This window comes from Ensifer sp. ENS02, from assembly GCF_014851885.1.
GTDB classification, from domain to species: Bacteria; Pseudomonadota; Alphaproteobacteria; order Rhizobiales; family Rhizobiaceae; genus Ensifer; species Ensifer adhaerens.
In genome coordinates, this window is the sequence record NZ_JACVAO010000008.1 from 294,650 (window position 1) to 307,252 (window position 12,603).

At 60.6% G+C, this 12,603-nt stretch carries 15 protein-coding genes and 1 tRNA gene; 9 read left to right on the forward strand and 7 right to left on the reverse strand.

Translation table 11 applies throughout. The annotated features are described in order from the left end of the window. The first annotated feature begins 1 nt into the window (after window position 1). The gene (locus tag IB262_RS18930) at window positions 2–838 is read left to right on the forward strand and encodes an RNA methyltransferase (protein WP_112976686.1); all 837 of its coding nucleotides are present in this window, start codon (window positions 2–4) and stop codon (window positions 836–838) included. Between the two features lie 46 nt (window positions 839–884). Here the strand turns inward: IB262_RS18930 and IB262_RS18935 are convergent, their stop codons facing one another. Together IB262_RS18935 and IB262_RS18940 are read right to left on the reverse strand one after the other, a co-directional pair. Further along, window positions 885–2,048, reverse strand: coding sequence for a hypothetical protein (locus IB262_RS18935; RefSeq protein WP_112976685.1), 1,164 nt, complete (start codon window positions 2,046–2,048; stop codon window positions 885–887). A 161-nt stretch (window positions 2,049–2,209) separates the two neighbouring features. Beyond that, a complete protein-coding gene (locus tag IB262_RS18940; RefSeq protein ID WP_082572792.1) occupies window positions 2,210–2,803 on the reverse strand; it encodes an EipA family protein in 594 nt (197 codons plus the stop codon). Window positions 2,804–3,077: 274 nt separating this feature from the next. On the opposite strand from IB262_RS18940, the gene IB262_RS18945 reads away from it, so the two are divergent. Continuing rightward, on the forward strand, window positions 3,078–3,728 hold the full coding sequence (locus tag IB262_RS18945) for a histidine phosphotransferase family protein (protein WP_034806457.1): 651 nt from the start codon (window positions 3,078–3,080) through the stop codon (window positions 3,726–3,728). A gap of 253 nt (window positions 3,729–3,981) precedes the next feature. Beyond that, the gene (locus IB262_RS18950) at window positions 3,982–4,344 is read left to right on the forward strand and encodes a response regulator (protein ID WP_034806707.1); all 363 of its coding nucleotides are present in this window, start codon (window positions 3,982–3,984) and stop codon (window positions 4,342–4,344) included. Window positions 4,345–4,619: 275 nt separating this feature from the next. Here IB262_RS18950 and ctrA read toward each other — a convergent pair whose 3' ends face one another. Then, window positions 4,620–5,321, reverse strand: coding sequence for a cell cycle two-component system response regulator CtrA (gene ctrA / locus IB262_RS18955; RefSeq protein ID WP_025424706.1), 702 nt, complete (start codon window positions 5,319–5,321; stop codon window positions 4,620–4,622). 441 nt (window positions 5,322–5,762) lie between these two features. Between ctrA and IB262_RS18960 the strand changes: the two genes are divergently transcribed. Next, window positions 5,763–6,113, forward strand: a complete 351-nt coding sequence (locus tag IB262_RS18960) for a flagellar export protein FliJ (protein WP_034806460.1) — start codon at window positions 5,763–5,765, stop codon at window positions 6,111–6,113. 327 nt (window positions 6,114–6,440) lie between these two features. On the opposite strand, the gene IB262_RS18965 is transcribed toward IB262_RS18960, so the two are convergent. Next, window positions 6,441–6,722 carry a GNAT family N-acetyltransferase gene (locus tag IB262_RS18965; RefSeq protein ID WP_060581188.1) on the reverse strand — a complete coding sequence of 94 codons (282 nt, stop codon included), beginning with the start codon at window positions 6,720–6,722 and terminating at the stop codon, window positions 6,441–6,443. Between the two features lie 206 nt (window positions 6,723–6,928). Then, entirely contained in the window at window positions 6,929–7,204 is a 276-nt protein-coding gene (locus IB262_RS18970; protein WP_003527546.1) for a DUF1153 domain-containing protein, read from the reverse strand. A 478-nt stretch (window positions 7,205–7,682) separates the two neighbouring features. Between IB262_RS18970 and IB262_RS18975 the strand changes: the two genes are divergently transcribed. The 4 genes from IB262_RS18975 (at window position 7,683) to IB262_RS18990 (ending at window position 10,901) form a co-directional block, all read left to right on the forward strand. Continuing rightward, on the forward strand, window positions 7,683–8,432 hold the full coding sequence (locus tag IB262_RS18975) for a LuxR C-terminal-related transcriptional regulator (protein WP_034806462.1): 750 nt from the start codon (window positions 7,683–7,685) through the stop codon (window positions 8,430–8,432). Window positions 8,433–8,599: 167 nt separating this feature from the next. Next, on the forward strand, window positions 8,600–9,853 hold the full coding sequence (mnmA, locus tag IB262_RS18980) for a tRNA 2-thiouridine(34) synthase MnmA (RefSeq protein ID WP_162728841.1): 1,254 nt from the start codon (window positions 8,600–8,602) through the stop codon (window positions 9,851–9,853). 135 nt (window positions 9,854–9,988) lie between these two features. Next, window positions 9,989–10,065, forward strand: a tRNA-Met gene (locus IB262_RS18985). 335 nt (window positions 10,066–10,400) lie between these two features. Continuing rightward, on the forward strand, window positions 10,401–10,901 hold the full coding sequence (locus tag IB262_RS18990; protein WP_192493735.1) for a hypothetical protein: 501 nt from the start codon (window positions 10,401–10,403) through the stop codon (window positions 10,899–10,901). 205 nt (window positions 10,902–11,106) lie between these two features. Here IB262_RS18990 and IB262_RS18995 read toward each other — a convergent pair whose 3' ends face one another. Next, window positions 11,107–11,472: a hypothetical protein gene (locus IB262_RS18995; protein ID WP_034806483.1), complete on the reverse strand. Its 366-nt coding sequence runs from the start codon at window positions 11,470–11,472 to the stop codon at window positions 11,107–11,109. 216 nt (window positions 11,473–11,688) lie between these two features. Then, window positions 11,689–11,847: a hypothetical protein gene (locus tag IB262_RS19000; protein ID WP_156133954.1), complete on the reverse strand. Its 159-nt coding sequence runs from the start codon at window positions 11,845–11,847 to the stop codon at window positions 11,689–11,691. Window positions 11,848–12,158: 311 nt separating this feature from the next. Between IB262_RS19000 and IB262_RS19005 the strand changes: the two genes are divergently transcribed. Beyond that, window positions 12,159–12,599, forward strand: a complete 441-nt coding sequence (locus IB262_RS19005; RefSeq protein ID WP_034806719.1) for an acetyltransferase — start codon at window positions 12,159–12,161, stop codon at window positions 12,597–12,599. Window positions 12,600–12,603 lie beyond the last annotated feature (4 nt).

The following is a 12,603-nucleotide window of genomic DNA, read 5'->3' on the forward strand; positions in this document are numbered from 1 at the left end:
CATGCCAGGCGCCCTCCCGCCCGTCTTGCGCATCGACGATCCCGCCGATCCCCGGATCGCCGGTTTCGTCTCGATCAAGGAACGCGATCTGACGGGGCGGCAGGGTCGCTTCATCGCCGAAGGCACCGTGGTGCTGCGCATGCTGGCTGCCGCGCACGGGGCCGGCCGTGGCTTTGCGGCGGAGGCCCTCCTGCTTCTGGAAAACCGTCTGGAGGGCGTTGGCGACATTCTTCGGCGTTTCCCGCCTGACGTGCCGGTCTATGTGGCGAATGCGCAGGTGTTCGACGCGATCGCCGGCTTCAACATGCATCGCGGCGTGCTGGCACTCGGGCGCCGCGAAGGCGAGCCGGATCGCGACGCGCTGATCGCGTCGCTACCCGCGTCGAGCCTGGTGCTGGCGGCCTGCGGCATCTCCAACCACGACAATATGGGTGCGCTTTTCCGAAACGCCGCGGCCTTCGGCGTCGATGCGGTGCTGATGGACGAGACGAGCTGCGATCCGATGTACCGCAAGGCGATCCGCGTTTCCGTCGGTTCCGTGCTGACGGTGCCTTTTGCCCGCGAAGGGTCCGTTGCCGTCATGCTGCAGCAGTTGCAGGATGCGGGCTTTGCAATCTGGGGCCTGTCGCCGGTGGGAACGACCGACATCGGGGCGATCCCGGCGGCACAGCGCACGGCGCTTCTGATGGGGACCGAGGGCGAGGGGCTGCCGCAATCGGTGATGACGGCGATCCAGACGGCGCGCATCCGCCAGCGTCCTGGGCTCGACAGCCTCAATGTGTCGACCGCGGCGGGCATCGCATTGCACCAGGTGGCATTGATCAACGGCCGGATCTGACGGTTCGCACTGGTGGAAGGGCAGATGATTCCGACGGCTGCGTGCACTACTCGCGCGGCAGGATGTCCTTGACGCGCTTTGCCAGGCTTTTCCTGTTACCGGTGCCTTCATCCTCGCCCGAGAGCAGGCCGAGGATGGGGGAGGCGGCGCCTTCGTTCGTCGCCGTCAGTGCGACCATGCCCGCGGCGATTGCTGCGACTTCATCACGAAGCGCCTCGTCATGGGCTGCGGACTTGGAGTTGGTCAGGCGCTCCGAAAGGGCGGTGGCGCGATTGCGCAGGTCGTCGGCGGCGACGATGGAGCCGGGCTCCCCTCCTGCGGATTGGGCCGGTTCCGCGGCGCCGTTGGCGGCCGGTTCGGATGCCGGCTTGCGGTCGCGGCGCAGGGGAAAGGCGACGCCCGCGGCGCGGAGAGCCTTGGCGGCGTCACGCATTTCCTGGTTGGTGTCCTTGACCTTGGCTTTCAATCTCTCGATTTCCCCGGCGCGCCTTTCGAGCGCGCTCTCGCGATCGGCGCTGGTCGCCATTTCGCGCGCAAGCTTGTCTTCCAACCGGTGCAGGCGGGTCCCGTCGCGCGACAGGCGGAGCTCCATTTCCTTTGCATGGGTGGTCTCGGTCTTCAAGTCGCTGCGCAGGGCTTCGCGCTCGTCGCGCAGCGTGGCAATCCGGCTCTTCAGATGCTCGACCTCGGTCTCGCGCGCAGCCAGATCGATCCGCAGATTGTCGGTCTGGGCCGCATCCTGGGCGAGCTGGGCGTCGCGCTTTCTGATCTCGTCAGCCTTGCCGGCGTTGTCCCGCTCGACGCTGTCGAGGGTCGCCTTCATGCGTTCCAGCCGCTGTTCGAACTGGCGGATGGCCGAGCGCATGTCTGCCGCCTCAACGTTCATGTCGGCCAGCTGGGCGTGCAGATCGGCGTTTTCGCCACTGAGGCGACGGGCTTCCTGCAGGCTCTTCTCGTTGGTCAGCATCAGCGACACGCCCTTGTCCCGTTCGCGCTTCAGGGCCTGAAGCGTGCGGGCATTCTCGGCGGCAAAGGCGGCGCGGGCAGCATCCTTTTGCGCGCGCACCTCCTGAGGGCTAAGCGGCATCGTCGCTTTCAGCCGGTCCTCGGCGAAACGCACGATACGGCGGTGGATCGCCGGTGCGACCAGGAGACCGATGATGATCGCCGTCAGAAAGCCCAGGGCAAAGAGAAGCGAGAATTGGATCACGAGCTGGCCGTTTCGAAACTGGACCGGAAACCGAACCGCCTGCCCGGCCACAAAGGGCGCGGCAGGCGCTCCATCTTCCGCTTCCTTGCACTAAACATGACGTTTCGTGCGCTGCAAGTCTATGGTGCCGGATTTTGCGACAGGCAGGTCCGGCAACGGTCTTAGAAGGGATTCCAGGTGGGGGTCTGGGTCATCTTGAGGTAGCCGACATTGACGCCGAGGCGCGCGCCGATGCCGGTGCGGATCGGCACCACGACGATGTTCTCGTCGGTCAGCACCGTCATGCCGACGCCGGCAACCACATAGGCCGAGCCGGAGACGCCGCCGAAGCGCTTGTAGAGCGCCGGCACGCTCGGCAGATTGTAGACGAGCATCATCGCGCGGCTGCCCTGGCCACCCCAGTCGATGCCGAGCGACGGACCCTGCCAGAAGACGCTGTGCTGTCCGGCATTCTTGGTGTTGAGCTCGCCTTCGCCATAGGTGAGGCCGGCGATGAACGCGCCTGAGCCTTCCTGCCCGAGAATGTAGCCGTTCGGCAGGCCGTAGCGTTCAAAGGCACGTTCGACGACCTTGGCAAGGCCGCCCGAGGTTTCGCCGAAGAAGCCGTGACCGGCATCGACGATTTCCTGCATTGTGTATTGGCTGTTGTTGTTCGCCGACTGGGCGTGCGCAGCGGACAGGGCGCCGGCGACCAGAAACATCGTGGCCAGGACAACACGGCCAGCCGATGTGGCTGCCTTCATGATCTGATGCATCATATCCTCCGTCAGGCGCGAAAATTGCTCGCTTGCGGGTTTGCAGTGGCCGACAGTCAGATCACCGCTCGGCCAGTTGGGGTCTGGACCAATGCCATGCAATTTGAACTGATGGTCTTAACAATCGGTTTACCAAATGTGGTGTCATTATGTTCCACTGATGAACGGCTGCGCCGGGCAGCTCATGACTTGCGTCTTCACGCGTGAGGGTTTACCGGCGTGACCACGGCGCGTGCTCCAGGCGACGGCCGATGGCACCAAACAAGGAACTAAGATGGCAACGAATCCGAACCTGACATTGACGGGACCCGATCTGGCCGCGCTTCTGTGCAGCCGGGTTTGCCACGACATCATTTCCCCGGTCGGCGCCATCAACAACGGCCTGGAACTGCTCGACGAGGGCGGCGCCGATGCCGATGCGATGGACCTCATCCGCACGAGCGCGCTCAACGCCTCTGTCCGGCTGAAGTTTGCGCGCCTTGCCTTCGGTGCCTCGGGTTCGGTCGGCGCGTCGATCGACACCGGCGAAGCGGAAAAGGCCGCCAAGGATTTTGCCGCTGCCGAGAAGAAGACCGAGGTCAATTGGCACGGCCCGCGGGCGATCATCGCCAAGAACCGGGTCAAGCTGCTTCTAAACCTGTTCCTGATTGCCTACGGCGCAATTCCGCGCGGCGGCTCGATCGACGTGACGCTCGAGAATCCGGAATTCGACGCCGCGTTCACGCTCGTTGCGAAGGGCCGGATGATGCGGGTACCGCCGAGGCTGGTGGAACTCCTGTCCGGCACGCCGGAAGAGGCGGTCGATGCCCATTCGATCCAGCCCTATTACACCGTGCTTCTCGGCGAGGAGGCGCGCATGGAAATCGCCGTTACCTCGACCGGCGAGGAAATCATCTTTACGGCCAAAATGCAGCCTGAGGTTTAATTCGACGGCGCCAGGAATTCCGATTTCTTGACTTCTCGACAGCCGCCGGGTGCCATCGCATCCGGCGGAAACGTATCTGCCATATGCGTTTCGATCTCGCTCGCATTCTGGAAAATTTAATGTTTTCAGAGTGTTGATCCCGCATGAAAAAGCTTCGTTAAGCAAACTCCGTAACGAAATCTTTCCCAAATTTGTATAGAGTTGTTTCAGGAATGCCGATACGCGTATAGGTAAGTGGCGAAGGGAGTTGGACATGCGACGTTTGATGATTGCCGACGGCTCGGATGTCGTGCGGAAAGTTGGAAAACGTATCCTCTCCGGCATGGGCTTCATGGTTTACGAGGCGTCGAACAGCCTCGAGGCGCTTGTGCGCTGCGAAGCGGAACTCCCGAACATCCTGATCATCGACGCGGGTCTCGAAGGCGCGCTCGAGCTCATCGGCAATATTCGCCGGTTGCCGAACGGCCCTTCGGTGCGGATCTATTACTGCGTCGTCGAGGCAGACCTGAAGAAGATGATGGCCGGCAAGCGCGCTGGCGCGGACGACTTCCTGCTAAAACCTTTCGACCGCAAGATCCTGACCAGCGTTTTCGCGAGCCAGTCGATGGCGGCCTGAGCCGCCTTATCCTGATCTGTTTGCAGCAAAATCAAGCCGTGGCGTTTGCCGCGGCTTTTTGTTGTGTAAGGAGCGGGCGAGCGGATCAGATTTTCGAGCGTCGGGGAAGGGGAGGGTGCAGGCGCCCGCAACCCTGGCATCCGCCGGGCATTGCAGGACCGGCAAGCGTGGTTGTTTGCGCGCAAAACAAAACCCGCCTCATAAGGCGGGTTTTGCGAAACTCTTGAATGTCGGGCCCGCATCATGCGGGGATCGGTGCAAGCCCTGGCGGGGAATCAGGCAGTTTCGGCGTATTCGGCACCATCCGGCTCGCGCAGCACATAGCCGCGGCCCCAGACGGTTTCGATGTAGTTGGCGCCGCCGGCGGCGTTTGCAAGCTTCTTGCGCAGCTTGCAGATGAAGACGTCGATGATCTTCAGTTCCGGCTCGTCCATGCCGCCGTAGAGGTGGTTCAGGAACATTTCCTTGGTGAGCGTCGTGCCCTTGCGCAGCGAGAGCAGCTCGAGCATCTGGTATTCCTTGCCGGTCAGGTGGACGCGCTGTCCGCCGACTTCAACCGTCTTGGCATCCAGGTTGACGATGAGCTCGCCGGTGGAGATGACCGACTGGGCGTGGCCCTTGGAGCGGCGGACGATCGCATGAATGCGAGCGACCAGTTCGTCCTTGTGGAACGGCTTGGTCATGTAGTCGTCTGCGCCGAAGCCCAGGCCGCGAACCTTGTCTTCGATGCCGGCCATACCCGAAAGAATCAGGATGGGTGTCTTCACCTTGGAAAGACGCAGCGTTCTCAAGACTTCGTAGCCGGACATGTCCGGCAGATTGAGGTCGAGAAGGATGATGTCATAGTCATAAAGTTTGCCGAGATCGACGCCTTCTTCACCGAGATCGGTGGTGTAGACGTTGAAACTCTCGGACTTGAGCATCAGCTCAATGCTCTGAGCCGTTGCACTGTCGTCTTCAATTAATAGAACCCGCATATTCTTCCCCTTTTCCGCCGCCCAAGGTTGTCGTGGCACCCTTACGCGATACGGATCCAGTCGTTGCCTGATTTGGAGGCTGCCACCAAATGGTTAACAAATTCTGATTCCCTCTGGCAAGGTGTATCGAGTTTGTTAAATATTTTTAGCAGTCTCCTGATTTCAAACGTGAATCCAGAACGGCTAATCTCATGTGAAACATGAGGAAATGCCGTTATCTGACTCTTCTGACTCGTTAATGCCGGGGCGGTCACATTTCGTGCCTCAGCATTTACGGAGCCTTAAATCATCACGCCTATGATTAACGATGCCCGTAAACGAAAGGTTACCAGCGGTAGGCTTTTGTTAATATCGCTGAAGATTTTTCGTTTCCGGCCCTGTTCGGGCCGGCTCGCGGGCAAATCAGTAACCGGGGTCTCGTTATCCACGGGAGTATTGCGTATGAAAGCACGTGAGAGCCTTGTCCGCCTGAAGGAATTTCAGGTCCGGGAGAAGCAGCGTCAGCTGAACCAGCTTCAGATGATGATGGCTGAGTTCGAACGGATGACCAAGGATCTGGAAAATCAGATTATTTTCGAGGAGAAGAAGTCGGGTATCTCCGATCCCCAGCACTTCGCCTATCCCACCTTTGCCAAGGCCGCACGTCAAAGAGCCGACAATCTTCAGGTTTCCATTCGCGAACTGAAGACGCAGCAGGATGCTGCCGAACTCGCGCTCGAAGAAGTGCAGGCCGAATACGCGAAGGCGGCGGCCCTCGAAGAGCGGGACACGTCGACCCGCCTGCGGGCATAGCTGCGGCTCCTGCGCCATAATCCGGCGCAGCGGGCCGTAACGCCTTGTTCCAAAGGGTGATTTGAACCCCGAGCCGGATCTGGCAAGGGGGATTTGTCCGTTGGACGGGCCGATAGCCCGTTTCGGAGCAGATGGTTCCATCCTTGACGGATCATGCGGCTGGCACGATCCGATCCGGCACGATCGTGACAAGACAAAAAGACCCGCCCGATGCCTCGGCATCCGGGCGGGTCTTCTCATTTTGGGACCGACAGCGCCGCGCGTCTTGAAAGACGCGCCAAGGTCGCGATTTCGATTTAAGATTATGCCGTGGCTGCCGCGGGTGTCTCAACCCTGGATGACATCCTGCCATTCGGGATGCCGCATCGCCTGGGCCTTCATGAAAGGGCAGAGCGGAATGATCTTCCAGCCGCCCTTGCGGGCTTCCTCGATCGCATGCTTGGCCAGCGCCTGGCCGACACCCTTGCCGCGCAGAGCATCCGGAACGAGCGTATGATCGACGATGATCAGTTGAGGCGAGGTGCGCGAATAGGTCATTTCACCGGTATGGCCTTCGACTGATGTCGAGTAGCGGCCGTGCGATCCGGTTTCCTCGTGCATAATTTCCATGGCAGCCTTCCTTGATGAACGGGTTTGTCTGCGTGGAAGCTAGCGCAGTTTTCCGCAAATCGGAATCGCCTGCCCCGCCATCGTCGGTGCACAGAGCGTTCGTTAAACGCAACCAATGCCGGTGCGCGCGGGACCTGGAAAAACGACGGCGGCGGCCCCGGGAAACCCGGAGCCGCCGCGCGACCTATGGCCCTGTGATGGGCGAATTAGTGGCGATACTGCTGGATGCGAGTGGTGCGCAGGCCGGCGAGACCGTGATCGTTGATCGAGGACTGCCAGGACAGGAACTCCTCGACGGTAAGGGTATAGCGTTCGCACGCCTCTTCCAGGCTCAACAGGCCACCGCGCACGGCGGCAACAACCTCAGCCTTCCTGCGGATCACCCAGCGCCGGGTATTAGCCGGCGGCAGATCCGCAATCGTCAGAGGGCTGCCATCGGGGCCGATGACATATTTCACGCGTGGTCGCATCATTTCGGTCATGGGACTCTCTACACAAACTCAAGACCATATGACCGTGACCTTAGCCTGCCACATTTAACATTTGCCTAAGCGTCAAGTAACAATTTGCTCATAATTTGAGACACTTCCGGCGGGCTTTTGCCCGTGTGCGGCGCCCCTTAGATCTTGGGGCAATATTTCCCCGACTTGTGGAAACGCTTGAGAACAATCCGGATTCTCGCGGAATTGACATGGGAGCCATGCAAATACCACATTTCACTTTAACTAAAATTTTTGGTAACGAAGCCCCGAAATAAGGATGAGCGTCGTATGTACGCTCCCGCATTCATTCTTGGTGCATCGTCATAGTTTTCACAGCCGGGCGCGTTTCTTTCGCGGGCAGGCCGGGAGCGGCAGTTTTATTTCGCCTGTCGGGTGAATTTCATGCTCCTGAAGATGTGGGGCGTTGTTTGTATTTCTCTCGACCGGTGCGGTGGCGCCGGGGATGTGGTGATCGCAGATGAAGGAATCGCATGAACCGGCCTTGCTGCGCGAGGCTGAAACGGTGGAGATGTTTTCGGACATCGATACGGCCACCGTCCGCACCGAGTACGAACTTCTGCATCTCATGCGGCGGTTGATCGCGCGCTATGGCTTCGGCCATTTCATGATCGCGCGCATGCCGCTGGCCGAACAGCAGCGCTTTTCCGAGCGGCTGGTGCTCAGCAACTGGCCGTCCGAACTGGTGCGCCAGTACGACGCCTGCGAGACTTTCCAGTCGAGCGGGCTGGTCGAAAAGTTGCGGTTCACCAAGCTGCCGGTGACCGGCGGGGCCGAGCTGCTCGATGTTGCGGCCAAGCCCGCGGACGAGGCCATGGTGCACCGCCTGCTGGCCCATCCGGAGATGGCGCGCCATTTCGCGGTGCTGCTGCACACGAGTGGCGGCGATCCCTTCATCGCCATGCTTTCGGGCCGCCGCGAGGCACCTGCCGGCGTCGAGCGGGCGACGCTGTATCTCACGCTGGTCCAGCTTTTCGAATGCCTGGAGCGCACCTTCGACACCGGCAATACGGCACGTGAAAAACTCTCGAGTCGCGAGTTGGAATGTCTGCGCTGGGCGGCTGCCGGCAAGAGCAGCGACGAGATCGGCATCATCCTGGGGATCTCGACCTACACGGTCAGCAGCTACTTCAAGAGCGCGACCCGCAAGCTCGATGCCGTCAACCGCATGCAGGCGATTGCCCGCGCCATGCGATTGAAGCTGATCTGACGCCTTTAAGGCCGGGCAGCGGCAGCTGCCGGCCTTGCCGCCGGACGGACAAGTTTCTATATGTCGCGGAACTGAAAGTACTGCGACGCGCTCTATGCATCCGATTGATGCCGGCCGCCGCGGAGCCGAAGATGCCGTGGGCCGAGAGTTCCTCGGCAAAGCATCGCATGAAGCGTGAAACAGGGCAGGCGCAAGGTTGCCGCCCGAAGGCCGGATTGGATCCCGTGAACAGTCTCGATTTTGACCGCAAGCCCGAAGATACGCGTGTCGTCGTTGCCATGTCCGGCGGCGTCGATAGTTCCGTCGTTGCCGGCCTGCTCAAACGCGAGGGCTACGACGTTCTCGGCATCACGCTGCAGCTCTACGATCACGGCGCCGCCGTGCACCGTGCCGGCTCCTGCTGTGCCGGCCAGGACATCGACGATGCACGCCGCGTCTGCGAAACCCTCGGCATTCCCCACTACGTGCTCGACTACGAAGCGCGCTTCCGCGAAACGGTGATCAATCCCTTCGCCGAAAGCTATATCGCCGGCGAAACGCCGATCCCTTGCGTTGCCTGCAACCAGACGGTCAAGTTTGCCGACCTGCTTTTGACCGCCAAGGAGCTTGGCGCCGATGCGCTGGCGACCGGCCACTACATCCGCTCGCGCCCGAGCCCAAAACCGCGCTATGCCGGCCAGCGGGCGCTCTACCGGCCGACGGATGCCGATCGCGACCAGAGCTACTTCCTCTTTGCAACGACGCAGGAGCAGATCGACTATCTGCGCTTCCCCTTGGGGCATCTCTCCAAGGCCGAGACCCGCAAGCTCGCCGAGGAGATGGGCCTCGTCGTCGCCCAGAAGGCAGACAGCCAGGACATCTGTTTCGTGCCCCAGGGCAAGTACAGTGACATCGTGTCGAAGCTGAAGCCGAATGCAGCGCTTTCCGGCGAGATCGTGCATCTCGACGGCCGCTTGCTCGGCACGCATGAGGGCATCCTGCACTACACGATCGGCCAGCGCCGCGGCATCGGCGTTGCGACCGGCGAGCCGCTCTACGTCGTCTATCTCGACGCCCGCTCGCGCCGCGTCATCGTCGGCCCCAAGGAGGCGCTGGAAACGCGCCGCGTCTACCTGCGCGACGTCAACTGGCTGGGTGATGAGGACGTCGAAGTGGCCGCTGCGCGGGGCTTTGAATGTTTCGCCAAGGTGCGCTCCACCCGCCAGCCGGCGCCTGCCGTGCTCGCGATGGACGAAGAGGGCATCTATGTGGAGCTTGCGGAAGGCGAAGCCGGTATTGCACCCGGCCAGGCCTGCGCGCTCTATTCCGGCGTCGGCGAGGACGCGCGCGTCTATGGCGGCGGATTTATTCGTAAATCGGAACGCGAAGCCGGCGCAGAAGCCGCGCTGAAGGCGCTGCTTTCGGCGCAGGCAGCCGCCTGAAGCCCTTGATTTCCAGGCTGTTGTGAAAACTTCACATTTTCCCGGAGACTTGGGTTGACAGTGGGCGGAAGCGGGCCGTATAAGCCGCCCGTCCAGTCAAGACGGCTTCCACTTCGAAGCCCTGACGCGGTACCCGGCGGAGTAGCTCAGTAGGTTAGAGCAGAGGAATCATAATCCTTGTGTCGGGGGTTCGAATCCCTCCTCCGCTACCATTTGTTCCCGAGTGAATCGATAATAGTTTGCTTGTGCGGCATGCGTTACCACCTCGTGGCGAATGAGGTGGTCGATTCATTACGCGCGCTGAATAAGTTGCTGAAAAGGCGCCAAGCGGGCACTCTGTTCGAATGCTCTTAGCCATCCGCAGTGTGCAAATGTACACGTGCTGCCGTGTTCGCAGGAAATCGATGACGGGTACCCTCAGCCTAAAATCAATCGGTCTTTCCGTACCGTCTTCATATTGTGCGTTTACAATGATCTCAGCGATCGTTGTAGTGCTAAGACCCCCAATGAGTTCGATGAAGTCTTCAACTTCTTCCTGGAAGAGCAGTTGGAAGTCGAAGATATCTGGACGACCTTGTCTGTCTATCCAGCCTTCTACGCCAGGCACTGTGTTGAGCCATCCTGCCGCATTGATCCCGCAGTCGTTGACGACTCCGCCGGGCGTGAATTGGTCCTCAGACCAGCGAAACTTGATCGGCATGGGAATTGCGACATCCGCGCACCGGATCCTGATCCGGTGAATGGCGAGGGTACGCCTGTTCCAATTGATGAAGCGCAGAACCGCACGTGTGTGGTCGAAAGCGTACACGTGGACCTGAAAGACGGGATCGCCATCTCCGAGCGCGAATGCAGTTTGTCGCCTTTGTTCCGCCAATTGGTGATAAACGAAGTATGCGCCGACTGCGGCTGCGAGAAATCCCACCCAGCCGGCCGTCGCTGCCAGCCAATCCTGTACGGTGCATCTCGACGCTTCGCAGAGCTCCCAGTTCGTCACATCTGGAAAGAAGCGAATAAGCAGTACAAAGGCGGCCAAGGTCAGCGCGCTTAGAACCGGAATGTAGAAGCCTCTGTCGTTCATAGGCATATCCCCCATCCTACGCATGGTAAGCGGGGACGGTTCCATTCCGCAATCTGGAGATGACTGCTCGTGGCTGGCCCGGTTACGGCATCAATCTCTAACGATTTTAAGATTGCAATGATTGATGAGGTAGATCTGACGCGAAAGCGCTCGTCTGAGGCACGCACAATCGCCGTCAATGGTGCGGCGGCTTCAAGGGCAATGTCAGCGCCGGTCCGCTCTTGACCCCGAACTGTCTGCGGAATTGCCTTGATGCGCTGCCGTCAAAGAGCGATTGCGGCAGCGGGGCGCCGATGGCCCATTTGTATTTGGCGTCCTGATCGTTGCTCAGCGCCTGATGCGCCACGGCGCTCAGGGGCAGGACGTATTCCGGCTTGCGCAGGCCTCTTTCGGAATTGCCGAGCCAGGTCAGTACCACCAGGATTTCGCCGCCGAGTTCCAACGCATCGAGTGCGAGCGGTTTTCCGCCGACGGAGGCGCGGACGGCCTGCTCGTGGAACTTGAACGCGCTGAGTTTCAGTTCGTTTTGCGGATCCGTCATTTCGGGCCTTCCTGGATATGCTGCCAACGCTGTCTTGAGCGGCGATTCGTTCAGTCAGCGTTCCCTATCATAATCCCTTTGGCCATACATGGAGCCGATGATCGATGCAAAAGGCGCCGCCATCATCGATGGCAGCGCCTGCAGATGCGGCTTGAGAGGGTGTGCGTAGAAACCAGTCAGGCATGCTGCCCGGCTGCCGCCGCGGGGTAGGTCGCCTCAGCGATGAATCGACGAAGTGATCGTCGTGTAGTCCGGCAGGTCGATGTTGGCGATTTCGGCTGCGCGATATTGGGACAGGGCGAAGTGCATGATGGCGATCACGGTGATCGAGAAGACCAGTACGGTGACGTTGACGCCGAAAGCGGTTTTGATCATGTCCTTGTCCTCCAGTCCCTGCGTTCGTTGATGTGTGGCTAAGAACCGTGACATGGAGACTATCGTGTGGCGTCAATCGTGCTGTTCCCCGGGGAACATGGAATATGGTTGCTGAATTCTTAACCGGCGTGGCCTGAAAACCGCAGGTGCGGAGATCGCTTGCGATCGTCGGGGCTGCGGATAAGGTGCGCGGTCCGGGACCGGATCAGGACCGGACATCTTCACAGGCTGGCGCCTTCGCAAAACTGCGTTGGCCACAGTCGGACGCACGGCACGCCTCGCGCCGCCGCATTTTCAGAAGCGATTGCATCATGACCATCTCCATCCGCCCCTCCCGTCCATCCGATTTTCCGCGCACCTTCGAGATCTGGCGCAGCGCCGTTGTCGCCACCCATGATTTCCTGACGCCGGAGGATTTTGCTGCGATCGAGGTGCTGGTGCGCGACCAGTATCTGCCGGCCGCCGAGTTCTGGATCGCCGCGGATGAAAATGACCTGGCGCTCGGTTTAATGGGCATGAGTGGGGCGCAGATCGACTCGCTCTTCGTCCAGGCCGAGGCGCGCGGCGCTGGCGTCGGTCGGCGGCTTGTCGAGCATGCGATGAGCCTGCATCCGGTGCTGACGGTTGACGTCAACGAGCAGAATGTGTCCGGCGCCGGTTTCTATCGGCGAATGGGTTTTGAGGTGGTCGGGCGTTCGCCTGTCGACGATGCAGGCCGGCCCTATCCCCTGCTGCATCTGAGGCGCGGCTGAACGA